Origin of the sequence: Pseudomonas putida, assembly GCF_028682635.1 — a bacterium.
Classification (GTDB): Bacteria; Pseudomonadota; Gammaproteobacteria; order Pseudomonadales; family Pseudomonadaceae; genus Aquipseudomonas; species Aquipseudomonas putida_AE.
This window is the reverse complement of record NZ_JANHLK010000001.1, coordinates 126,874-150,093: the sequence shown is the minus strand read 5'-3', so window position 1 is coordinate 150,093 and position 23,220 is coordinate 126,874. Positions and strand designations below refer to the sequence as shown.

16 protein-coding genes are annotated in these 23,220 nt (G+C 60.8%); 7 read left to right on the top strand and 9 right to left on the bottom strand.

The window, feature by feature from the left end; genetic code table 11:
* The first annotated feature begins 136 nt into the window (after nt 1-136).
* A complete protein-coding gene (locus tag NPS56_RS00720; protein ID WP_274073012.1) occupies nt 137-1,531 on the top strand; it encodes a class II fumarate hydratase in 1,395 nt (464 codons plus the stop codon).
* A 121-nt stretch (nt 1,532-1,652) separates the two neighbouring features.
* On the opposite strand, the gene NPS56_RS00715 is transcribed toward NPS56_RS00720, so the two are convergent.
* From NPS56_RS00715 to pap, 3 genes are all read right to left on the bottom strand, one after another.
* Nucleotides 1,653-2,612: a DMT family transporter gene (locus NPS56_RS00715; RefSeq protein WP_274073011.1), complete on the bottom strand. Its 960-nt coding sequence runs from the start codon at nt 2,610-2,612 to the stop codon at nt 1,653-1,655.
* A 236-nt stretch (nt 2,613-2,848) separates the two neighbouring features.
* Nucleotides 2,849-4,033: a thiolase family protein gene (locus NPS56_RS00710; protein WP_274073010.1), complete on the bottom strand. Its 1,185-nt coding sequence runs from the start codon at nt 4,031-4,033 to the stop codon at nt 2,849-2,851.
* Between the two features lie 105 nt (nt 4,034-4,138).
* Nucleotides 4,139-5,644, bottom strand: coding sequence for a polyphosphate:AMP phosphotransferase (gene pap, locus NPS56_RS00705; protein WP_274073009.1), 1,506 nt, complete (start codon nt 5,642-5,644; stop codon nt 4,139-4,141).
* A gap of 160 nt (nt 5,645-5,804) precedes the next feature.
* Here pap and mnmC point away from each other — a divergent pair, with 160 nt between their 5' ends.
* Nucleotides 5,805-7,787 (top strand): bifunctional tRNA (5-methylaminomethyl-2-thiouridine)(34)-methyltransferase MnmD/FAD-dependent 5-carboxymethylaminomethyl-2-thiouridine(34) oxidoreductase MnmC, encoded by a 1,983-nt coding sequence (gene mnmC / locus NPS56_RS00700; RefSeq protein ID WP_274073008.1) that lies wholly within the window; start codon nt 5,805-5,807, stop codon nt 7,785-7,787.
* Nucleotides 7,788-7,792: 5 nt separating this feature from the next.
* Here the strand turns inward: mnmC and NPS56_RS00695 are convergent, their stop codons facing one another.
* Nucleotides 7,793-12,613 carry an NEL-type E3 ubiquitin ligase domain-containing protein gene (locus NPS56_RS00695; RefSeq protein WP_274073007.1) on the bottom strand — a complete coding sequence of 1,607 codons (4,821 nt, stop codon included), beginning with the start codon at nt 12,611-12,613 and terminating at the stop codon, nt 7,793-7,795.
* A 295-nt stretch (nt 12,614-12,908) separates the two neighbouring features.
* On the opposite strand from NPS56_RS00695, the gene NPS56_RS00690 reads away from it, so the two are divergent.
* The 4 genes from NPS56_RS00690 (at nt 12,909) to NPS56_RS00675 (ending at nt 18,160) form a co-directional block, all read left to right on the top strand.
* Nucleotides 12,909-14,681 carry an N-acetylglutaminylglutamine amidotransferase gene (locus NPS56_RS00690; protein ID WP_274073006.1) on the top strand — a complete coding sequence of 591 codons (1,773 nt, stop codon included), beginning with the start codon at nt 12,909-12,911 and terminating at the stop codon, nt 14,679-14,681.
* Between the two features lie 3 nt (nt 14,682-14,684).
* Nucleotides 14,685-16,433 (top strand): N-acetylglutaminylglutamine synthetase, encoded by a 1,749-nt coding sequence (gene ngg, locus NPS56_RS00685; RefSeq protein WP_274073005.1) that lies wholly within the window; start codon nt 14,685-14,687, stop codon nt 16,431-16,433.
* A 155-nt stretch (nt 16,434-16,588) separates the two neighbouring features.
* Nucleotides 16,589-17,779: an osmoprotectant NAGGN system M42 family peptidase gene (locus NPS56_RS00680; RefSeq protein WP_274073004.1), complete on the top strand. Its 1,191-nt coding sequence runs from the start codon at nt 16,589-16,591 to the stop codon at nt 17,777-17,779.
* Nucleotides 17,780-17,932: 153 nt separating this feature from the next.
* On the top strand, nt 17,933-18,160 hold the full coding sequence (locus NPS56_RS00675; RefSeq protein ID WP_008060849.1) for a YheU family protein: 228 nt from the start codon (nt 17,933-17,935) through the stop codon (nt 18,158-18,160).
* Here NPS56_RS00675 and csrA read toward each other — a convergent pair.
* From csrA to NPS56_RS00660, 3 genes are all read right to left on the bottom strand, one after another.
* Entirely contained in the window at nt 18,149-18,340 is a 192-nt protein-coding gene (gene csrA / locus NPS56_RS00670; RefSeq protein ID WP_274073003.1) for a carbon storage regulator CsrA, read from the bottom strand. The two genes, NPS56_RS00675 and csrA, sit on opposite strands and share 12 nt — an antisense overlap.
* A gap of 156 nt (nt 18,341-18,496) precedes the next feature.
* On the bottom strand, nt 18,497-18,829 hold the full coding sequence (locus tag NPS56_RS00665) for a YnfA family protein (protein WP_274073002.1): 333 nt from the start codon (nt 18,827-18,829) through the stop codon (nt 18,497-18,499).
* Nucleotides 18,830-18,893: 64 nt separating this feature from the next.
* Nucleotides 18,894-19,709 carry an SDR family oxidoreductase gene (locus tag NPS56_RS00660; protein WP_274073001.1) on the bottom strand — a complete coding sequence of 272 codons (816 nt, stop codon included), beginning with the start codon at nt 19,707-19,709 and terminating at the stop codon, nt 18,894-18,896.
* 285 nt (nt 19,710-19,994) lie between these two features.
* Here NPS56_RS00660 and NPS56_RS00655 point away from each other — a divergent pair, with 285 nt between their 5' ends.
* Nucleotides 19,995-20,147: a DUF3309 family protein gene (locus tag NPS56_RS00655; RefSeq protein WP_179056895.1), complete on the top strand. Its 153-nt coding sequence runs from the start codon at nt 19,995-19,997 to the stop codon at nt 20,145-20,147.
* 58 nt (nt 20,148-20,205) lie between these two features.
* Here NPS56_RS00655 and NPS56_RS00650 read toward each other — a convergent pair whose 3' ends face one another.
* A complete protein-coding gene (locus NPS56_RS00650; RefSeq protein WP_274073000.1) occupies nt 20,206-22,305 on the bottom strand; it encodes an LTA synthase family protein in 2,100 nt (699 codons plus the stop codon).
* A gap of 274 nt (nt 22,306-22,579) precedes the next feature.
* Nucleotides 22,580-23,185 carry an START domain-containing protein gene (locus NPS56_RS00645; RefSeq protein ID WP_274072999.1) on the bottom strand — a complete coding sequence of 202 codons (606 nt, stop codon included), beginning with the start codon at nt 23,183-23,185 and terminating at the stop codon, nt 22,580-22,582.
* Between the last annotated feature and the right edge of the window lie 35 nt (nt 23,186-23,220).

The following is a 23,220-nucleotide window of genomic DNA, read 5'->3' as shown; positions in this document are numbered from 1 at the left end:
AAAAAAGTGTGTCGCTCAACCCCAAGCCTTGTCGCGCCTGATTTAGAGGGGTTGAATGGGCAGAATCGAGACTGATGGAACCACGGCCGTCGATCACGGCCTAAACTGCGCAATCAGACCTACAGGAGTGTGCATGATGAGCCGAATCGAAACCGACAGCCTGGGCCAGGTTGAAGTCCCGGAAGAGGCCTATTGGGGTGCTCAGACGCAACGCTCGCTGGTCAACTTCGCCATCGGCGAAGAACGCATGCCGCTGGCGGTACTGCACGGCCTGGCGCTGATCAAGAAAGCCGCGGCACGGGTCAACGACCGCAACGGCGATTTGCCCGCCGACATCGCCAGGCTGATCGAGCAGGCGGCCGACGAAGTGCTCGACGGCGAGCATGACGATCAGTTCCCGCTGGTGGTCTGGCAGACCGGCAGCGGCACCCAGAGCAACATGAACGTCAACGAAGTGATCGCCGGACGCGCCAACGAACTGGCCGGCAACCCCCGTGGCGGCAAGTCTCCGGTGCATCCCAACGATCACGTCAACCGCTCCCAGAGCTCCAACGACTGCTTCCCCACGGCCATGCACATCGCCGCCGCCCAGGCCGTGCAACAGCGCCTGCTGCCGGCGATCAGCGAACTGTCCGGCGGCCTGGCCGAACTCTCGGCCCGCCACATGAAGTTGGTCAAGACCGGCCGCACCCACATGATGGACGCCACGCCGATCACCTTTGGCCAGGAAGTCTCGGCGTTCATCGCCCAGCTCGACTACGCCGAACGGGCGATCCGCAGTGCGCTGCCGGCGGTCTGTGAACTGGCCCAGGGCGGCACGGCGGTCGGCACCGGACTGAACTCGCCCCACGGCTTCGGCGAAGCGATCGCCGCGGAACTGGCCGCCCTTTCCGGCTTGCCGTTCATCACCGCGCCGAACAAGTTTGCGGCCCTGGCCGGCCACGAGCCGCTGACCACCTTGTCCGGCGCGCTGAAAACCCTCGCCGTGACCCTGATGAAAATCGCCAATGACTTGCGCTTGCTCGGCTCCGGCCCGCGTGCCGGCTTTGCCGAAGTGAAACTGCCGGCCAACGAACCGGGCAGTTCGATCATGCCGGGCAAGGTCAACCCGACCCAGTGCGAAGCGCTGTCGATGCTGGCCTGCCAGGTCCTGGGCAACGACGTGACCATCGGCTTCGCGGCGAGCCAGGGGCACCTGCAGTTGAACGTGTTCAAGCCGGTGATCATCCACAACCTGCTGCAATCGATCCGCCTGTTGGCCGATGGCTGCAGCAACTTCCAGCAGCATTGCATCGCCGGCCTGGAACCGGACGCCGGGAAAATGGCTGAGCATCTGGAACAAGGGTTGATGCTGGTGACCGCGCTGAACCCGCACATTGGTTATGACAAATCGGCGGAGATCGCCAAGAAAGCCTATGCCGAGGGGCTGACCCTGCGGGCGGCGGCGTTGCAGCTGGGGTATCTGACCGATGAAGAGTTCGATACCTGGGTGAGGCCGGAGAATATGCTGGAGGCTGGGGCCAAGGGCTGAGTTCTGTAGCGCCTGACAGTTCGCCTTCGCGAGCAAGCCCGCTCCCACAATGGACCATGCACGGATCATGTGGGAGCGGGCTTGCTCCGGGCGGCGTTCCGACGAAGAACGATAACGCGGTCTAACTGACCGCCATTCGGGCTTTTCGCGCCTTCAACCCTGCAATCAACGACGGCCCTAACGCCACCAGCGCCGAGCCCAACACCACCAACACCGCCCCGCCATACCCCAGGCCATTGATGGTCTCGGCGTGCACATACTCCGGCCACCACCAGGCAGCCACGGCCACGGCGGCCAAGGTCACCAGCGGCGTGATCGCCAGGGTCGCACTGACCCGCGATGCCTCCCAATGCGCCAGCGCCTCGGCGAATGCGCCATAGGCAATCAGGGTGTTCATGCAGCACGCCAGCAGCAGCCAGCCTTGCACGGGGGTCAATTGCAGCGCCTCCAGCGGATGCACCCACGGCGTCAGCAACAGCCCGCAAAACAGGTAGATCACCATCATCACCTGCAACGAATTCCACACGGTCAGCAACTGCTTCTGCCCCAGCGCATAAAATGTCCAGACCGTGGAGGCCAGCAACACCAGCAGGACACCGGCGGTGTAGTCGCTCAACGAGGTCAGCAGTTCACTCAGGCGCTGGTTGAAAAACAGCACGAAGCCGACCAGCAACACCAGCAAGCCAATCCCCTGCCCCAGGCTGAAGTGCTCCTTGAACACGAACACACTGGCGATCAGCAACATGATCGGGCCCATCTGCACCACCAGTTGCGCGGTGCCGGGGCTGAGCAGGTTCAACCCCATCAGATACAGCACGTAATTGCCCACCAGGCCGAGCACCGCCATCAGCACCAGCCAGCCCCCGCGCGGGCCGAGCACCTTGCGGCTCGGCAGGCGCCGGGTCGCCGCCAGGTAGATGAACAGGCAGCCACCGGAGACCATCAGGCGAAACCAGGTCACGGTGACCGGGTCCATCACCAGCAGCACCTGCTTGAGCTTGATCGGCAGGATTCCCCACAACAGCGCGGTCAGCAAGGCCAGGAACAGCCCATAAACCCAGCGACCCGATGAAATGTGCATGCGAACCCCAATCCGGAAAACAAGTAGCGCCATTCTAGGCGCTGAGTCGCTTCGGACACAGGGACAGTTAAGGACTGGCCGCGAATGAAACTGTGCAGGTCGCAGCAGTTATCTAATGACCCACCGGCCCCTTCGCGAGCAAGCCCGCTCCCACAGGGATCTATGTGACGCTGATCCAGTGTGGGAGCGGGCTTGCTCGCGAAAGCTATCTGACAATCAATACAAATCCTGAAGACCTAACGCACCGCCTCAAACAACCCGGTCGCCCCCATCCCGCCCCCCACGCACATGGTGACGATGCCGTAACGCAGGTTGCGTCGCTGCAACTCGCGAACGATGTGCCCGACCTGGCGCGAACCGGTCATGCCGAACGGGTGGCCGATGGAGATCGAGCCGCCATTGACGTTGTACCGCTCGTTGTCGATCTCCAGCCGGTTACGCGCGTACAGGCATTGCGAGGCGAAGGCTTCGTTGAGTTCCCACAAATCGATATCGTTGATGTGCAAGCCCTTGGCCTTGAGCAGTTTCGGCACCGAGAACACCGGGCCGATGCCCATCTCGTCCGGTTCGCAGCCCGCCACGGTGAATCCGCGGAAGAACGCTTTGGGCTTCAAGCCCAGCGCCAGGGCTTTTTCCAGGCTCATCACCAGGGTCATGGAGGCGCCGTCGGACAGCTGTGACGAGTTACCGGCGGTGACCGAGCCACCCTCGGCAAACACCGGCTTCAATCCGGCCAGGCTTTGCAAGGTGGTCTCGGGACGGTTGCAGTCGTCGTGATCGACGACGCCCTCGAGTATCTGCACCTGGCCGGTGGCCTTGTCTTCCACCCGGTACTTCACCGCCATCGGCACGATTTCATCGTCGAACAATCCGGCGGCCTGTGCCTGGGCAGTGCGCTGCTGGCTTTGCAGGGCGTACAGGTCCTGTTCTTCGCGGCTGACGTCGTATCGACGCGCGACGATTTCGGCGGTCTGGCCCATCGGGAAATAGATACCCGGCACCTGCTCCTTGAGCAGCGGATTAATCAGGTGATCGGTGTTGATGCTTTTCATCGTCAGGCTGATGGACTCGACGCCACCGGCGACGATGATGTCGCTGCAACCGGAGGCGATCTGGTTGGCGGCAATGGCGATCGCCTGCAGGCCCGAGGAGCAGAAGCGGTTGAGGGTCATGCCGGCGACACCGATGCCCAGGCGCGACAAGACCGCGACGTTGCGCCCGATGTTATAGCCCTGGGAGCCTTCGTTGGAGCCGGCACCGACAATGCAGTCCTCGACGCTGGCCGGGTCGATGCCGGTGCGCGCCAGCAAGGCGTCGACACAATGCGCCGCCATGTCGTCGGGACGGGTCATGTTGAACTTGCCGCGAAAGGATTTGGCCAGGCCGGTCCGCACGCTGTCGACGATCACCACTTCACGCATGGCATACCTCATTGTTGTTGTCGGTTGAGAGTGGACCGAGCATAAGCCCACTCAATTACCGACCGCGACAATCATTCACCCCGCGTATGCGTAACCATCGCCTGACTATTTGCCCTTGCGCTTGCCCGACTTTTCGAACGCCTCTTCCAGGGCGTGGTTGATGGTGCGCAACACCTTGACCCGCGCCCAGCGTTTGTCATTGGCCTCCACCAGGGTCCAGGGCGAGATCTCCGTGCTGGTGCGGTCGACCATGTCACCGACAGCGGTGCGATAGTCGTCCCACTTGTCGCGGTTGCGCCAATCGTCCTCGGTGATCTTGAAGCGTTTGAACGGAATATTTTCGCGCTCCTGGAAGCGCTCCAGTTGAGTCTGTTTGTCGATGGACAGCCAGAACTTCACCACGATCACCCCGGCGTCGGTCAGCTGTTCCTCAAAGTCGTTGATTTCGCTGTAGGCGCGCAGCCAGTCCGCCGGGGTGCAGAATCCCTCGATACGTTCCACCAGCACCCGGCCATACCAGGAGCGGTCGAACATGGTGAATTTGCCCCGCGCGGGCACATGCCGCCAAAAACGCCAGAGATACGGCTGCGCCCGCTCCTCTTCGGTGGGCGCGGCAATCGGCACGATGTTGTACTGGCGCGGGTCCAGGGCAGCGGCAACCCGGCGAATCGCCCCACCCTTGCCTGCCGCGTCATTGCCTTCGAACACAGCAATCAGTGCGTGGCGGCGCATGCGTTTGTCGCGCATCAAACCGGAAAACCTGGCCTGCTCGGTGATCAGTTGCTCTTCATAATCGTCCTTGGCCAGATGCAAGGTGAGGTCGAGGCTGTCCAGCAGGTTCAATTGATCAACACTGGGGAACACGGGGGCGGCGTTGACTTTTTCCGGGCGGATTTTCGGGCGTTTCAGGGCGCCCTGCAGGCCTTCGAGCAGAATCTTCCCCACCACCAGGCTGCGGTAATGCGCATCCATGCCCGCGATCACATGCCACGGCGCATAGTCGCGACTGGTGCGCCGCAAGACGCGCTCACCGTATTTCACAAAGCGGTCGTAGGTTTCGGACTGTTGCCAGTCCAGCGGGCTGATGCGCCAGCTGTGCAGCGGGTCGTCGGCCAACGCCTTGAGGCGTGCCTTCATCTGTTTCTTGGACAGGTGGAACCAGAACTTGAAGATCAGCGCGCCTTCGTCGCAGAGCATTTTTTCCAGGCGTTCGGCGGCGTTGATACTTTGATCGAGCCTTGGGTCCTTGATCACGCCGTGGACCCGGGCCTGCAGCATCTGGCTGTACCAGTTGCCGAAAAAGATGCCCATGCGACCCCGGGCCGGGAGCATCCGCCAGTAGCGCCAAGCCGGTGGCCGTGCCAGTTCTTCGTCGGTTTGCTGATCGAAGGTGCGCACCTCGATCAGGCGCGGGTCCATCCATTCGTTGAGCAATTTCACCGTCTCGCCCTTGCCGGCGCCTTCGATGCCATTGATCAGGATGATCACCGGAAACCGGCCCTGCTGGCGCAGTTCGAATTGCGCGTCGAGCAAGGCTTCACGCAAGGCCGGGACCTCGGCGTCGTAGGTTTCTTTGTCGATGGCGTGATCGATTTCAGCGGATTCGAACATGGGCAGCTCCCTGGCAGATGTGAGCAAGACTAGTGGATTGACCTCTCCTGCGGGGGAGAAATCCCATTTTCATCGCCGGGGCCGTTGCCGGCGTTGCCATGGATCAAGCACCCCGGCCGCGATCGGATAGAATGTGCGCCTTGCCGTGACCGAGCCTGCCATGAAACCTGTAATGCCCCACGCCCAGATCGACTGGGACGACCAAGGCCTCCCGCGCTCGCGGGTGTACGACGATGTGTATTTTTCCGACCTGTCGGGGCTGGATGAAACCCGCTACGTGTTCCTCGAACAGAACGCCTTGCGTGAACGCTTTGCCGCGTTGCCGGTGGGCGGGCGACTGGTGATTGGCGAGACCGGTTTCGGCACCGGATTGAATTTCCTCTGTGCCTGGCAGTTGTTCGAACAGCATGCGCAGGCCGGTGCGCGATTGCATTTTGTCAGTGTCGAGAAATACCCGCTGAGCCTGCCCGACCTGCAACGAGCGCTGGCGTTATGGCCCGAACTCAAGCCGTTCGCCGATCAACTGCTGGCGCAATACCGGGCGATCCACCCGGGTTTCCAGCGCCTGGTCCTGGATAGCGGCCGCGTCACGCTCACCTTGCTGATCGGCGATGCCCTGGAGCAACTGCCGCAACTGGACGCGCAGATCGACGCCTGGTTTCTCGACGGCTTCGCCCCGGCGAAAAACCCCGACATGTGGACCGCCGAACTGTTTGCCGAACTGGCCCGTCTGGCGGCACCCGGTTCGACCATCAGCACCTTCACCAGTACCGGCTGGGTGCGCCGGCTACTCAATGCCGCGGGCTTCAAGATGAAACGTACGCCAGGCATTGGCCACAAATGGGAAATCCTGCGCGGTACGTTTCTCGGCTGGCCCGAAGAAGTCCCGATGCCCCCTGTAACCAAACCCTGGTTCGCGCGCCCGACACCGGCAACCGGCGAACGCCGCGCCCTGGTGATCGGCGCCGGGCTGGCCGGTTGTGCGACGGCCGCGAGCCTGGCGGCTCGGGGTTGGCAGGTGAGTCTGCTGGAGCGTCACGCCGGGCTGGCGCAGGAAGCCTCGGGCAATCCCCAGGGCGTGCTGTACCTCAAGCTTTCCGCCCATGGCACCGCGTTGTCGCAATTGATCGTCAGTGGATTTGGTTACACCCGGCGCTTGCTCGAGCATTTGCAACGGGGCGTCGACTGGGACGATTGCGGGGTGTTGCAGCTGGCCTTCAATGCCAAGGAAGCCGAGCGTCAGGCGCAATTGGCGGCGGCGTTTCCCGAAAGCTTGCTGCACACACTCGACCAAGTGCACGCCGAGGCTCGCGCCGGTATCGCGTTGCCAGCGGGGGGCCTGTTCTACCCCGAAGGCGGTTGGGTGCATCCACCCGCGTTGTGCCAATGGCAGGCAACGCAATCGAACATAGAGCTGCTGAGCCATCACGATGTGCTGGAGCTGCGCCGTGTGGACGGCGGCTGGCAAGCCTGGGATGGCGACAGGCTGCTGGCCGACGCCCCCACCGTGGTGCTGGCCGGCGCTGCCGAGATCAAGCGATTCACCTACAGCCGCGAGTTGCCGCTCAAGCGCATTCGCGGACAAATCACCCGCCTGCCGCAAACCCCTTCAAGCCAGTCACTGAGTACCGTGGTGTGCGCTGAAGGTTATGTCGCGCCAGCACGCCTGGGCGAACATACCCTGGGGGCGAGTTTCGATTTCAACAACGACGACCTGACCCCAACCACTGCCGAACATCTGGGCAACTTGCAGATGCTCGAAGAAATTTCCCTGGATCTGGTCGCCCGTCTCGGCGCACACGCCTTGCAGGCCGATGAACTTGAAGGCCGCGCAGCGTTTCGCTGCACCAGCCCGGATTACTTGCCGATTGTCGGTCCATTGGCGGACAGCCAGGCCTTCGCCGACGCCTACAGCGTATTGAGCAAGGATGCCCGGCAAACCCCGGACATCCCCTGCCCCTGGCTGGATGGCTTGTACGTCAACAGCGGCCACGGTTCGCGAGGGCTGATCACCGCGCCATTGTCAGGCGAATTGATCGCCGCCTGGCTGGATGACGAACCGCTGCCGCTGCCCAGGGCCGTGGCCGAGGCCTGCCATCCCAACCGCTTCGCTTTGCGGCGCTTGATACGCGGCAAGGCCTGAGGCGTTCAATCCAGGGCAAAACAAGTCTCTGACTCGACGGCCTTCATGGCCGCCTCGGTCAGGCGCTTCAACAACTTGCTCTCCTCTGTCTTCATGTTAGCGACGATGCCGTCGACCGTGGCGAGATAGTCCGCGCCAAACTCCTTCTCGCTATCAATGGCCGCCTGCATTTGCTCTTGAAAAGGCGCGGCCACATCAGTGAAGTCCTTGCCATGATGCTGTCGCAAAAAGTCACTCCAAAACGTGCGGCCCTGTATGTAAGTCGATAATTCGGGGGATGTTTCGGCGGTGATGACCTTGCTGTAGGCGGTTTCCAGGTCCTTGGCTGTAACGCCGCTATTGGACGCATAGCGCATATGCCGGGGCTGACCGAAAATGTCGAGCCTGTCTGCCAGGCCGGTGCGATAGGCCAACTCCACTTCCAGCGGTTCGAGGTCGGGATGGGGCCGGGCATGTTCCCGGGCGAGCCTGGTCAGGTAATCCAGGCGGAACAAGCGGCGCCCAAGATTCAACAGCCGAGCCGCCTGATCATGGGCATTGGCGGACTGGCGAACCACCGTATCGATATTCACGGCCACCTCAAGGTTACTGAAGATCGTGGCCGCCGCATCAGCGCAATTGGCTCTCACTGCCATCGCCAGCAATTGGTCGCGCAACGCCGAATCAGTCTGGATCGCATCAATGACACTCCACACCCGACGGGTCATGTCTTCGTGGACAAAGCGGTTATCTGCGCTGCCACCCAGTTCTGCCAGCAGTTCAAAGAATCCATTCGCGCCGGGTTCGTTCGTCAGCGCCAGCCATTGACGATTACGACGGGTATAGGTCTCTTCAGAATTTTCTGGCAGCCACAGGTCTCTAGCCCTTTGTTCACTGATCACCACGGCTTTATCATCCAGCAACCCCATCCCGACCCCCCTATTGTTGCGATAGGTTTCCAGCAGCGTACGGCTTGTCTCGGATATCGGGTTATCACGCAGATTGATCGCTTCGGCGAAACGCCGAGGGACCTGGAACAGCCAGGCGGGCAATTCCATTATCTGATTACCACGCAGGTCGAGGAAATTCAGGTACGGCAAACGGTTAAGACCGACGGGCAGTTCCGTGGCATGGGTATCGCGCAGAAACAGGTCTCTGAGATCCAGCATCTTGCTGACATCGATGGTGGCACCCAACCGATTGCCGCTGAGCCCCAAGGTACGCAATGTGCGCATGTCGGCCAGTTTGCGCAACGTGTGCTCGGTAAGCGCTATCCCATTACCGTCCAGCCTCAAATGTTGAAGGTTAGGCATGTGTGACAGCACTTCAGGCAATCGTGTGAGTCGATTGCGGTCCAGTTCCAGGCTGACAAGGCCTTTGAAGGGCTTGAGAAAATACTCCAGTTCATCGCCGGCCTGCATGTCCATGATGGAAAGGCTGCGCACATGGGCGACATCGTCCTCGGTCAGGGTCGGTAATGGGCCCACCGGGTTGCGAATCAGCGTGAGCGAGGTGAAGGGGTCATGTGGCGGCCAGCCTGCAGGCGTTATCCGGCGCCAGCAGTTCTCGATGGTCATGGCCACCTGACGACGGTTGACCCGGATAACATCAAGTTGCCCCCCAAGTGACTTCATTTGCATTTCATCGTCACGCCAGTCGTGCAGCACCTGGCGCAGTTTCTTCAATTGCTGTTCCAGAATCCTGATTCGATTTCCCCGCTGCATCTGCGTACTGCCGGCCGCGTCCAGGAACGCCAAGACCTGGACCTCGGTGAACAGCGGATAGAGCTTTTTGACTTTACGAATCATGCCTCTTGCATAAGCACTGGCAGCGGGAGGATCGGCCTGGACACAGGCAGACAGGTGTTCCGGTGTTTCATTGCGCTCACCCCGCAGCAGCCGCCCGGTGTGCGCCGGGTCAGCCGTGGCGGCCCTCGACAGGCGTGATCGCAGTGTCGGGAAATCCAGGGTATCGCTGCCAGTCAAGCCCATGGCGGAGCGTTGTGAGGCAGGCAGTGTATCCAGTATCGACTGCAGCAGCGTTTCGCTCGTCAGCGTGGAGACCACATTGCCAGTGCCTTGGATGACCTGATAGCCGGTGGATATCTTGACGATCACTCCACACGACTTCGCCTCTGCCTTGCCCACGCTGGCGAGCAAGGTGCCGGTTGTCGATCCCTGTCGCACTTCGAGTCGAACGTCGCCATTCCAGCCTTGCACCCGGTTCATCAGTCCGAGCGCCAGTTTGTCGGTATCGGCATTGGCCAGTGGCGGCAGATGCAGCCCCGTGAGTGCACGGTCCTGCCTGATCATGGCCTGCGCCCCATGGACCTGCCGGGCGAGGTCGACGCCAGCTATCTTGCGATCAGCCAGAAAACTTCGATCCCTGCCAGAGGCGTTTTCCAGCAACTCCTGACCCACTCGGACGGGAAGGTCAGCGGCGTGTTCGCGCAGTGTCGCGACGTCGCCGGTAGCGCTGCCGTCCCAGGTTTTATACAGCCACTCGAACAGCGACTGACGATCGCCCTCGAGGCTTGTCGCGATCTTCTTTGCCAACAGATGCGAGTCCGATTCAGTCGATGCTTTACCGACGATGTTTTCCACTTCGTTCGGATAGAGGCCCTGGATAACGGTATCGAGCAGTTGCCCCGAATCCAGTTGTTTCTGACTGACTTGCACGCTGTTGACGTCGTCGTCCTGTGGTGCAGTCTCGGGGAAGCGGGACACGACCCGGCCTTGTTCGTTGCGCACTTCGATGAAGCGTTCCTTCGGCCAGCCGGGCAGCCTCGGCAGCGTATGCAATTGCTCCTGGATGAAGTCCGTATTCGAGGTCTCTCCCCGCGCCATCGCTGCGACCAGCCTGGTAATGCGCCGCTCGATCCTGAAACGCTGGACACAGTCATACAGCCGCTGCGGTAACTTGAGGTTGCTTTCATGCAAAGGGTGCAAATTTTCAGGGGTTATGTCGGTGATTTCGGCAATCGCTTCCAGATCACTGCCCAAATCACTCAGGTGCTGATCCGTGCGTTCCAATGCGTAAGCGCCATCGCGCCACTCGTGCGCGTGCTCATGGACATGCCGCCAGCCACCGTGCACGTTGCGCAGGGCGGCAGGCTGGTAGGCATCCGTGCGCGCCGGGTGGTTGATGATCCATGCCGAGTCCGCAGCGTTGCGGGTCACGCCATAGGGTGCTCCATCCATGACGATCGACGTCTGCCCGGCATGCCGGTAAAGCCCTTGCGAATCCGCTTGCACGTCGGCTGGCAGAGTCGTGGTCCGTTTATAGGGTTCGAGGTCGGGCTTCCATAACCTTGCCTTGCCATCCGTGCGCGTGACGGCCTCGAAACCGTCGAAGAATGCCACTTGCTCTTTCACGCCTTTGACGGCTGACGTGATCACTTTGCCGCCCGCTGCGAATGCCGCCATCTGCCCGAGGTTTTCCACGACGTTGAGCAAATGCGACAACGCCTGTTTTCGCTCACCGTGTGTCCAATCCTGCACACCTTCGAACACCTCGCTGACGATATCGACTGCAGCCGCCGCCAGCATCAGATGACCGATCACCGGGACGAAAAACGAGAATGCGGTCAATAGCACAAGACCCGCACCCTCCAATACCTGATAGGTTTTTTCCCTTTGTTGTGCATCGACGTCTTCGGTCGGGACAGCAAGGATTCGTGTGTCTTCTTCAATCTTGCTGACAAACGAACTGAAGAAAAAATCGGCAAGGCAGGTGTCGGCGGGTGTGGCAGTCAGCGTTCCCAGGTTCTTGTCCTTGTCGAACCCGGTAAAAAAACCGGTCCTGTCATGGCCGTGCAGGTATTGCCCACCGAAAAACTTCCTATAGCTTTTGCTTTGCAGATGAAGGGTGAGGTAGCTCTCGAATTCCTCCCGCGAGGCGTATTCAAACAGCGGTCGACGCGGTTCGTTCGGCATGTAGACCACGCACCTGGCCTTCGCGTCGGTCTCGATGGAGACCTTGCTGAACACCAGGACTCCACACATGCAGGCGTCATGAATTCTCAGCCCTTGCCAACGCACCGGTGCGCCATCCAACAGGGCGTCCTTGGTTTGAGCCGCCGGGACATCCTGCTCAAGCACACTCAGCAGCATCGTATAAACGGCGTGGGTAATGTCCTTTTTCAGGTAGGCCATGTGCACCGCGACCTGCATGTCCAGCGCTTTCAGCCGCCGGATGTCCGCGGTACCCGCCCGATCATCGATGGGCGCACCGTCTGCAGGCTTGGCCGGCAAGGCCAGGGCTTCAGTGATGTGACGTCGATAGCGGGCACCGAGATCGAGCTCACGACAGAGCGTTGCGAATTTTTCAGCGGTGACTTCAGTTCCTGATTGAGCCTTTGCATCGATTCGAATCACCGCGCCCTTCAGAACGCCGCCGCTCGTTGCTTCCCCAAAGGTGAAGTTTTCCATGGCCGCCTGGAGCAGGCTGCGTGCAATGGTTTTTTCTTCAACCAGGCGACAGAACGGGGCCAGCCCCATTGCTTCGCAGGTTTTTTTTTCGATTTCCAGTGTGTCCCGCTCGACGTCGACCTCGATCGCCCATTTTTCTTTCAAGAGGTCAGTCAGTTGCTCTTTGCAGAACTCGTTCAGCGGCTTGAGTTGTTCAAGCGCCGTCGCCACCTTGCCTTGGGCTGGAAACGACTGCTCGAATGCAGCGTTCAACGCCTGCACCACTGGCAGATCCGCAATGGCCAACCATGGCGGAATCGACGCTTGCAGGGCTTCAGCCTTGTCCAGGTCGCCTGTGTGCTCCACTAGAGCCTCGAGACGTTCTGCGGGGGTCAAGGGGACTGCCGCGGGGGTGGCCTTGGGTGTTGTGGCTGGCATGAGCAATATCCTTATTGCATGGGGAGACCCTCAGTTTATGAAGCTCAATGGGCAATTGATAATTCGAAAAGCGGAACGAATCTGGCACCGTCCTAACAGCTTCTCCTATGCATCCCAGCATTAATTACCACCCTGGCACTGCACACTTGTGTACCCCCGGCATTAGCCAGTACACGCCTGCTTATAACCCATCGTTCTAAAACTCCCACTACCGAGACGGGTCAGTTTCTGAGTACCCGTCGTTTTGGCGCGGTATCGATTGCCCCTCCCCAACGGAAAAACCGGTAAGGAATTTATGTGCGGATTAGCTGGCGAGTTACGTTTTGACAATCAACCTGCAGACCTTGCAGCCATTGAGCGAATCACCCATCACCTGGCACCTCGAGGCCCCGACGCCTGGGGTTTTCACAGCCAGGGGCCGATTGCCCTGGGCCATCGCCGCCTGAAAATCATGGACCTGTCGGACGGTTCGGCGCAGCCGATGATCGACAATCAACTGGGACTGTCCCTGGCCTTCAACGGCGCGATCTACAACTTCCCGGAACTGCGCAGCGAACTTGAAAGCCTGGGTTATGCCTTCTATTCCGGCGGTGACACCGAAGTGCTGCTCAAGGGTTTCCATGCCTGGGGCGAAGCACTGCTGCCGAAACTCAACGGCATGTTTGCCTTCGCCATCTGGGAGCGCGACAGCCAACGCCTGTTCATCGCCCGCGACCGCCTCGGCGTCAAGCCGCTGTACCTGTCGCGCACCGGCCAGCGCCTGCGTTTTGCCTCGGCCTTGCCTGCACTGCTCAAGGGCGGCGACATCAACCCGATCCTCGATCCGGTGGCGCTCAATCATTATCTGAATTTCCATGCCGTGGTCCCGGCGCCGCGCACCTTGCTGGCCGGCATCGAAAAAGTGCCTCCGGCGACCTGGATGCGCATTGAAGCGGATGGCCGTACCGAGCAGAAAACCTGGTGGACCCTGCCCTATGGCCCACACGACGATGAGAAAAATCTGACACTTGAGGACTGGCGTGACCGCGTACTCGACAGTACGCGCGAGGCGGTAGCCATCCGCCAACGTGCCGCAGTCGATGTCGGCGTGCTGTTGTCCGGCGGAGTCGATTCGAGCCTGCTGGTCGGGCTGTTGCGGGAGGTCGGCGTGGAAAACCTGTCGACCTTCTCGATCGGTTTCCAGGATGCCGGCGGCGAGCGCGGCGACGAGTTCCAGTACTCGGACCTGATCGCCAAACACTACGGCACCCAGCACCACCAGCTGCGCATCGACGAAAGCGAGATCATCGAACAACTGCCTGCCGCGTTCCGTGCCATGAGCGAGCCGATGGTCAGCCACGACTGCATCGCCTTTTACCTGTTGTCGAGGGAAGTGGCCAAGCATTGCAAAGTGGTGCAAAGCGGCCAGGGCGCCGACGAACTGTTTGCCGGTTACCACTGGTATCCCCAGGTCGACGGCGCCAGCGATCCGTACGCGGCCTATCGCGAAGCGTTTTTCGACCGCAGCTACGACGACTACGCCGCCACCGTGCAACCGAAATGGCTGACGGCCAATGACGCTGCCGGCGACTTCGTGAAGGAACATTTCGCACAGCCCGGTGCCGACGCCGCGGTGGACAAGGCCCTGCGCCTGGACAGCACGGTGATGCTGGTGGACGACCCGGTCAAGCGCGTCGACAACATGACCATGGCCTGGGGCCTGGAAGCGCGCACGCCGTTTCTCGACTATCGCCTGGTGGAATTGTCGGCCCGGGTGCCCGGCAAATTCAAACTGCCCGACGGCGGCAAGCAAGTCCTCAAGGAAGCGGCGCGCCTGGTGATCCCCAGTGAAGTGATCGACCGCAAGAAGGGTTACTTTCCGGTGCCCGGCCTCAAGCACTTGCAGGGCGACACGCTGAACTGGGTGCGCGAACTGCTGCTCGATCCGAGCCAGGATCGTGGCCTGTTCCAACCCGCGATGCTCGACCGCCTGCTGACGGACCCGCAAGGTCAATTGACCCCATTGCGCGGCTCCAAGCTGTGGCAACTGGCGGCCCTGAACCTGTGGCTCAGCGAACAAGGAATCTGACCGATGAAACCTCACGCCACGGCTTTCAGCCAGCGCTTGTTGCGCGGTCAGGCGCCCTCCTACGAACGCTTGCAGGCGCGCCTAGCCGAAGACGGCAGCGCACTGGGAGCCGAGCCGATTGCCGTGCATTGCGGCTGGGGCCGCTTGCTGATCGGCCATACCTTCGCCGATGCCGCCAGCCTCGCCCGGGAGTTGCTCAACGAGCAGCCGGGCGAACGGGATATCGCCCTCTATGTCGCCGCGCCCCAGCAAGTGCTGGGGCTGGAGCCGACGCAACTGTTCCTCGATCCGTCCGACACCTTGCGCCTGTGGTTCAGCGATTACCGTCAGGCCACCCGGGTGTTTCGCGGGTTTCGCATTCGCCGCGCCCAGAGCGACGCCGACTGGAATGCGATCAATCAGCTTTACCACGCACGGGGCATGCTGCCGATCGATGCCAGCCTGCTGACCCCCAGGCACCTGGGGGGGCCGGTGTACTGGCTGGCGGAAGACGAGGACAGCGGCGCGGTCATCGGCAGCGTCATGGGCCTCAATCATCACAAGGCCTTCAACGATCCGGAAAACGGCAGCAGCCTGTGGTGCCTGGCGGTCGATCCGTGCTGTTCACGGCCCGGCGTCGGCGAGGTGCTGGTGCGGCATCTGATTGAACATTTCATGAGTCGCGGGCTGAGTTACCTTGACCTGTCCGTGCTGCACGACAATCGCCAGGCGAAAAACCTGTACGCCAAGCTCGGCTTTCGCAACCTCTCGACGTTCGCCATCAAGCGCAAGAACGGCATCAACCAGTCGCTGTTTCTCGGCCCGGGTCCTGAAGCGAATTTCAATCCGTATGCGCGGATCATCGTCGAAGAAGCACACCGTCGCGGCATTGATGTCCAGGTCGACGATGCCGAAGCCGGCCTGTTCACCCTCAGCCATGGTGGCCGCCGGGTACGCTGTCGCGAGTCCCTCAGCGACCTGACCAGCGCCATCAGCATGAGCCTGTGCCAGGACAAGAGCCTGACCCATAAAGTGCTCACGGCCGCCGGCCTGAACCTGCCGGCGCAGCAACTGGCAGGTAACGCCGATGACAACCTGGCGTTTCTCGACGAACACCATCGGGTGGTGGTCAAACCGCTGGACGGTGAACAGGGGCAAGGGGTGGCGGTGGATCTGCAGACCATCGAAGAGGTCCAGCAAGCCATCGAAGCGGCCCGCCAATTCGACACTCGAGTGCTGCTGGAAAGCTTCCACGAAGGCCTCGACCTGCGGATCCTGGTGATCGGCTTTGAAGTGGTGGCCGCGGCTATTCGTCGGCCGGCTGAGGTGGTGGGCGATGGCCAGCACTCCATCGGCGCGCTGATCGAAGCCCAGAGTCGGCGGCGGCAGGCAGCCACGAGCGGCGAAAGCAAGATCCCGCTGGATCATGAGACCGAACGCACCGTTCACGCCGCGGGCTATGACTTCGACAGCATTCTGCCCGCGGGCGAGCATCTGTTCGTACGTCGTACAGCGAATCTTCACACAGGCGGGATTCTCGAAGACGTCACCGCGATCCTGCATCCCACGCTGGTGGACGCCGCGGTGCGCGCGGCGCGGGCACTGGATATTCCCATGGTCGGCCTCGACCTGATGGTGTCTGCCGCCGATCAACCGCAGTACGTGTTCATCGAAGCCAACGAGCGCGCCGGGCTGGCCAATCATGAACCGCAGCCGACGGCCGAGCGGTTTGTCGATCTGTTGTTTCCGCACAGTCAGCCGGCTGTTTCTTAATTGTGGTGGCTGGCCGGCCGCCTTCGCTGGCAAGCCAGCTCCTACAAGGTTTTGTGTTTGACCTGTAGGAGCTGGCTTGCCAGGGAAGACGGCCTGGCAGGCCACAAAAAACCTTCATCGAAACCATCGATGGCCTCAACTCATCAGGAGTTTCCATGACCCGCCAATACCCGGAACCAGACCTGACCTATTTGCAAAAAGTCCTGCTGGAAATGCTCGCCATTCCCAGCCCCACCGGCTTCACCGACACCATCGTGCGCTATGTCGCCGAACGGCTTGAAGAGCTGGGCATTCCCTTCGAGATGACCCGCCGCGGCACCATCCGCGCCACCCTCAAGGGCAAGAAAAACAGCCCGGACCGCGCCGTTTCCGCCCACCTGGACACCATTGGCGCCGCCGTGCGCGCCATCAAGGACAACGGCCGCCTGACGCTGGCCCCCGTGGGCTGCTGGTCCAGTCGCTTTGCCGAGGGCAGCCGCGTGAGCCTGTTTACCGACAATGGTGTGATCCGTGGCAGTGTGCTGCCCTTGATGGCCTCCGGGCACGCGTTCAACACCGCCGTGGATGAAATGCCGATCAGCTGGGATCACATCGAGTTGCGCCTGGATGCCTATTGCGCGACCCGCGCCGATTGCGATTCCCTGGGCATCAGCGTCGGCGATTTCGTCGCCTTCGACCCGTTGCCGGAGTTCACCGAAAGCGGCCACATCAGCGCCCGTCACCTGGACGACAAGGCCGGTGTCGCGGCATTGCTGGCAGCCTTGAAAGCGATCGTCGACAGCGGCGAAGAGCTGGCGATCGATTGTCATCCGCTGTTCACCATCACCGAGGAAACCGGCAGTGGCGCAGCGGCGGCATTACCCTGGGACGTCAGTGAATTCGTCGGCATCGACATCGCGCCCGTCGCGCCCGGCCAGCACTCCAGCGAACACGCGGTGAGCATCGCGATGCAGGATTCCGGCGGGCCGTACGACTATCACCTGTCGCGGCACCTGCTGCGCCTGGCCAGCGACAACGAGCTGCCGGTACGCCGCGACCTGTTCCGCTACTACTTCAGCGATGCTCACTCGGCGGTCACTGCCGGCCATGACATCCGCACCGCCCTGCTCGCCTTCGGCTGCGATGCCACCCACGGCTACGAACGCACCCACATCGACAGTCTCGCCGCCCTCAGTCGCCTGCTCGGTGCCTACATCCTCAGCCCGCCGGTGTTCGCCAGCGACGCACAGCCGGCCCAGGGTTCGCTGGACCGGTTCAGTCACCAGATCGAACATGAAACGCAGATGGAAAGCGATACGCGGGTGCCGTCGGTGGATAGCCTGGTGGGCCAACGCAACAACAGCTAAGGAAACACAATCCTGTAGGAGCCGCCGCAGGCTGCGATCTCTTGATCTTGTTTTTAAAAATCAAAGTCAAAAGATCGCAGCCTGCGGCAGCTCCTACTGGTGATGCGTTCATAACCACCGTAGCATCGCGCCATTGATTTGACAGAGGTGCCCATGCTGATTCCCCACGACCAACTTGAAGTCGACACCCTGACCCGCCTGATCGAAGACTTCGTGACCCGCGACGGTACCGACAATGGCGATGACACGCCGCTGGAAACCCGTGTCTTGCGGGTTCGCCAGGCCTTGATCAAGGGCCAGGCCCTGATTGTCTTCGATCCGGAAAGCGAGCAATGCCAGCTGATGCTCAAGCATGACGTGCCCAAGCACCTATTCGACTGATTTCCTGTTCCGCGCCAGCTTGCGCTGGATTCGCTCGTAGATCTCGGTACGGTGCACGCTGACATCGTGCGGGGCTTCGATGCCGAAGCGCACATTGCCGCCATTGACGGCGATGATGCGCACCGAAATGGTGTCGCCGATGGAAATCAATTCGCCGACTACGCGACTCAGTACAAGCATGGCTGTGGTCCTTCAGAGTTATCGGACCTTGAAGATGCCCGGCGCACCGCGGGCCTACAAGGCAGCCGCGGTAATCCAGACCAAACCTACAAGCACAGGCCTACCTTGCTGAAGGAAATGTCTGACACACCACTTCTATCAAGCAAGGCCGATTCGTCAGGAGGCCGAGAAGCGCGGGCCGAACAGGATGATGCTTGCGCCGATCACGCACAGCGCCACGCCGAGCCAGTCGGAGCCCAGCGGACGAATCCGCTCGACCACCGCCAGCCAGCCAATCGAAGCAATGATGTAGATACCGCCGTAGGCGGCATAGGCGCGGCCTGCATAAGTCGCTTCTATTCGCGTCAGCAACAGCGCGAACAACGTCAGGCTGAGCAGCGCCGGCAGCACCCACCAGACGCTTTTACCCTGGCGCAACCACATCCAGAAGGCAAAGCAACCGGCGATTTCGAACAGCGCCGCGAGGAAAAACCACAGGTAATTGAGCATGGGAAGGTCTCGCGAGGATGGCCGATGGCGGCCACCCTAACGAGGCTGTTGCAGGCGGGCAAGTTCAGCTTGCGGATTGTTTGGCCTTGGCGCGCATCTTGTCGGCCATCAGGGTCATTTCGTTGTACAGCAGTTGCGGGTTCTTCTGCTTCAGCGCCCAGGCCTGGCGGCCCTGTTCGTGGGGCAGGATCATGAATTCGCCAGCGGCGACTTGCTGGTAGATATAGTCGGCGATATCGGCGGCACTGATGGGCGAGCTTTCCAGCAACTTGCCGACCTGGGCTTTCATGGCCGGGGTCGGGCCGCGGAAGGAGTCCAGCAGATTGGTCTGGAAGAACGATGGGCACACCACATGCACGCCGACTTCCTGATGCGCGAGTTCGATCAGCAGGCTTTCGGACAACGCCACCACGCCGGCCTTGGCCACGTTGTAGTTGCTCATGGCCGGGCCTTGCATCAACGCCGCCATCGACGCGATGTTGATGATCTTGCCCTTGCTCTTCTCCAGCAACGGCAGGAAGGCCTTGCAACCCTTGACCACGCCCATGAGGTTGATTGCGATCTGCCAGTCCCAGTCCTCCAGGGACAGCTCGCTGAAGAACCCGCCCGAGGCCACGCCCGCGTTGTTGACGATGACGTCGATGCCCCCCAGCTTGACTTCGCATGCCTGGGCGAAGGCGGTCAGTTGACTGTAGTCACGCACATCACAGCGCTGGATGAAGCCATCGCCACCGGCTTCGCGCACCAGCTTCAGGGTTTCCTGCAAACCCGTTTCGCTGACATCCGACAAGGCCAGCTGCCAGCCTTCGCGCGCCCAGCGCAGCGCGATTTCGCGACCCAGGCCGGAGCCTGCGCCAGTGATCATCATGCGATTTTGCATAGCAAACAGCCTTGTTGTTCTGGGGAAGATGCGTCGAGTGTAGCGAAGGCTGTAGGCCGACCCACGCTCTATCAGATTGCTGAATGCCCCAAGCAAACCACGAACGCGGCGCACCAACTAACTTAACAGCAGACGGAATAGGCAATAGTTCTAAAAACCGCAAAAAAACTTGGAATTTTCTGCCTTGCGTCGCGGTCGGATTTTTTAAGCAGCTCGAATTAATGACATTCCCGCTGACTGATAACGGCTAAGTCATTCCTGAACACTTACAGCAAGGAAACAGACATGGGCACAATTCTTCTGATCATTCTGATCCTGTTACTGATCGGTGGTCTACCGGTCTTCCCGCACTCCAGAAGTTGGGGTTATGGCCCGTCCGGTATCATCGGCGTGGTGTTGGTGGTGATACTGATCCTGGTGTTGCTCGGCAAGATATGAAGTTTTGACCGATAAAAAAAGAGGCCCTTGAAGGGCCTCTTTTTTATTGCAGCGTTGTTTAGTCCGGCTTGCCGTCGACCACACCAGCGGTGTTATCGATCAGGCTCTTGGTCGCCGTTTGCAGGAACGCTTCGAGCTTGGTTTTAAGCTCGGCGGTACGCGGTGCATTCGGAACGACCACGGCACGAGGCGTAGCGCCCAGTTCATACTGGTACATCTTCGGCTCCATGTCCTTGTCCTTCGGCAACACCAGAATCTGGTCCGCGGTGATGATCGCGGTGGTCTGCTCGCTGCCCGATGGCTTGATCACGCCAAACCCGGTATCGCCCTCAGGCAGGTTGAGCAAGTCGCGGCCCCAGCACTGATGACGCACTTCGCCACCGATCCGACCCATGATGGTCGGCACGATGTCGACCTGAGTACCCACGGTGTGGTCGAGGGTGCCGAATTTTTCCTGGATGCCCGGTGCGATCAGCAGCATCGGCACGTTGAAACGACCCAGGTCCATTTCGGTGATCTGGCGTTCGTTGCCGAAACCGTGGTCGCCGACGATGACAAACAGGGTTTCCTTGAAGTACGGCTCATTGCGCGCCTTTTCGAAGAACTGGCCCAGCGCCCAGTCCGAGTAACGCATGGCCGTCAAATGCTCGTTCAGGCTGCCGCGATCGGTCACACGCTCAACCGGCAATGGGCTCGGCAAGGCGTACGGGGTGTGGTTGGACAGGGTTTGCAGCAAGGCATAGAAGGGTTTCTTGTCCTTGCCATCACGGGCCTTGAGCTCCACCAGGCCACGGTCGAACATGTCCTGGTCGGACACACCCCAGGTCGGGTCGGAGAACACCGGGTTGACGAAGTCGTTACGCCCGATGAAGTTGGTCATGCCCTGGTTGCTGAAGAAACCGGACTGGTTGTCCCAGGCGAAATCGCCGTTGTAGACATACACGTCGTCGTAGTCACGAGCGCTGAGCAGCTGCGGCAGGCCGGACAGTTTGTGGCTGCCCTCCGGGGTCTGCATCAGGTATTCGAAACCCGGCAAGTTCGGGAAGCAGGCCATGGTGGCGAACATGCCCTGGTGGGTGTGGGTACCGTTGGAGAAGAAGCGGTCGAACAACAGGCCTTCCTTCGACAGTTTGTCGAGGTATGGCGTGATGTTGCCCGGCCCGCCCAGTACACCCACCGAGTGACCGGCCATGCTTTCCATCAGGATCACGACGACGTTCTTGATCGGCAGGGTCTTGTCCGCCGGCGGTGTGTAGTCGCGACGCACGGCGGCGGTCTCGCCATCCACCAGTTTGTCGTCCTGCATCACCAGCAGGTCGCGTACGGTCTGCTGCGCCATCGGTTGCGGCAAGGTGGCTTTCCAGATGTTGTCGCGATCTTCGGACATCCGGCTCTTCGCCGCCGCCACCAGGGACAGGGTACCGTTGAGGCCCAGCTGGTTGGCGAAGTTGGAATCAGTGGTGTAGACATCACCCCAACGCATGGGCGGGCCTTGGCGCAAGGTACCGCGGGCCGCGACCACGCAGATCAGCAGGCAGACCACGAACACCATGGCGCGCGAGTACCAGGGAGCCACCTGGCGGGTGCTGATGCTGCCGCCACTGAACGGGCCACGGGGACGCGTGGCACGGTCGGCACCCTTGAACGCCAGGCTCAGGATCCAGGTACCCAAGGCCCAGGCCAGCAGGTAGCGAACCACCGGGAAACCGTACCAGAGCATGCTCATCACGGTTTTCGGGTCTTCCTTCACATACTGGAAGACCAGCCCGTTGAGGCGCTGGTGGAATTCACGGTAGAAGTCCATCTCCATCAGGCCGAGGAACAGCGCGATGCTGGAAGTTACCGTCAGCCACAGGCGAAAGATCCCGCGCGCGGCCATGGCCCTGGCACTGAACAGCGCCAGCACCAGCGGAATGCTCAGGTACACCACCAGGCGCAGGTCGAAACGCAGGCCATTGGCGAATGCTTCGAAAAAGGTCGCGGCCGGTGTATCGAGGATCATTTCGCGGTTGTAGACCAGCAGCGCGAGGCGCAGTGCGGAAAACATCACCATCATGACCAGAGCGCACAACAGCGTGTAGGCCAGATGCGATTTGACGGTCGGTTGCAGCAAGCGACTCGATGCTCGCTTCTGACTCAGGGCGTCCGGGATTGCCATGTCGTTTTAGGACCCATTGGAAGTTGAAGTTTCGAAAATACAGCTGCGCCCTGCCCTCTGTTGGCCAGTACTCGGCCCCGGGGTTTGCGCGGTGCGCAAATGTTGCACGATCAATCGCGGCATTGCCATTGATTACTGTTCGTCGATGGCGGCGCGGGCGAATTGTCTTGGAGGCTTTGTGAAAATTTTGTGCAACGAATATCTGGAAACACAATAAAGGCGAAAGATCGCAGCCTTCGGCAGCTCCTACAGGGGCTGCGATCTTTGATCGGCGTTACTTCTCGGCGCGCTCTTTCAGGGCTTTCAACGTATTGAACGGGGCATCGACCACAAACTTGTTGGCCACCATCGATGGCACGCTGCCGCCAGGCTCGGTATGCACCTGGTAGGTCACCTCGACCTGATCGCCCTTGGGTACGAACTTCCAGAAACCGTCGACCTTGGCGACCCGGACAAAACCTTTTTCTTCAGGAATGTATTTCGGCACGCCCTCGAGCTTGCGGGTCAGGCTGCCATCAGCACCAACAGTCGTGGTGATATGCACCACCGAATCACGCGGCGTGACCGGCCATGGCGTATTGAACTGGGTGTAGGTCCAGCTCTGGTCGCCTTCGCGCTTGAGCAACTTCTGGGTCTTGCACTCGTGAATCCAGGCGCAGGTGCCGACCACGTCTTCCTGCAGCGCGCGCAGCTTGGCCACGGTGGTCTTCATCAGCGTGACGCCCTGATAGGCCTTGTAGTCGGAGCCGGGCACTTCACTCAGGGATATCTTGATGCCGTCTTCATTCCTGGCGACCTTCCAGTCTTCGGCCTGGGCGACCGACGTGGCCAGGACAGCCGTCAAACCACACAACACAGCCATACGATGCAGCGAACCCATAATCTTATTCCTTATTGTTGAAGTTCCGTTCGTCG

Coding starts and splice junctions, on each gene's coding strand:
- NPS56_RS00665 (WP_274073002.1), bottom strand. CDS start 18,829: ATGCTCAATTACCTGTGGTTTTTCCTCGCGGCGCTGTTCGAAATCGCC.
- csrA (WP_274073003.1), bottom strand. CDS start 18,340: ATGCTTGTACTGAGTCGCGTAGTCGGCGAATTGATTTCCATCGGCGAC.
- NPS56_RS00655 (WP_179056895.1), top strand. CDS start 19,995: ATGGGCACAATTCTTCTGATCATTCTGATCCTGTTACTGATCGGTGGT.
- NPS56_RS00650 (WP_274073000.1), bottom strand. CDS start 22,305: ATGGCAATCCCGGACGCCCTGAGTCAGAAGCGAGCATCGAGTCGCTTG.
- NPS56_RS00695 (WP_274073007.1), bottom strand. CDS start 12,613: ATGCCAGCCACAACACCCAAGGCCACCCCCGCGGCAGTCCCCTTGACC.
- NPS56_RS00675 (WP_008060849.1), top strand. CDS start 17,933: ATGCTGATTCCCCACGACCAACTTGAAGTCGACACCCTGACCCGCCTG.
- NPS56_RS00710 (WP_274073010.1), bottom strand. CDS start 4,033: ATGCGTGAAGTGGTGATCGTCGACAGCGTGCGGACCGGCCTGGCCAAA.
- NPS56_RS00645 (WP_274072999.1), bottom strand. CDS start 23,185: ATGGGTTCGCTGCATCGTATGGCTGTGTTGTGTGGTTTGACGGCTGTC.
- NPS56_RS00690 (WP_274073006.1), top strand. CDS start 12,909: ATGTGCGGATTAGCTGGCGAGTTACGTTTTGACAATCAACCTGCAGAC.
- pap (WP_274073009.1), bottom strand. CDS start 5,644: ATGTTCGAATCCGCTGAAATCGATCACGCCATCGACAAAGAAACCTAC.
- NPS56_RS00680 (WP_274073004.1), top strand. CDS start 16,589: ATGACCCGCCAATACCCGGAACCAGACCTGACCTATTTGCAAAAAGTC.
- NPS56_RS00715 (WP_274073011.1), bottom strand. CDS start 2,612: ATGCACATTTCATCGGGTCGCTGGGTTTATGGGCTGTTCCTGGCCTTG.
- mnmC (WP_274073008.1), top strand. CDS start 5,805: ATGAAACCTGTAATGCCCCACGCCCAGATCGACTGGGACGACCAAGGC.
- ngg (WP_274073005.1), top strand. CDS start 14,685: ATGAAACCTCACGCCACGGCTTTCAGCCAGCGCTTGTTGCGCGGTCAG.
- NPS56_RS00720 (WP_274073012.1), top strand. CDS start 137: ATGAGCCGAATCGAAACCGACAGCCTGGGCCAGGTTGAAGTCCCGGAA.
- NPS56_RS00660 (WP_274073001.1), bottom strand. CDS start 19,709: ATGCAAAATCGCATGATGATCACTGGCGCAGGCTCCGGCCTGGGTCGC.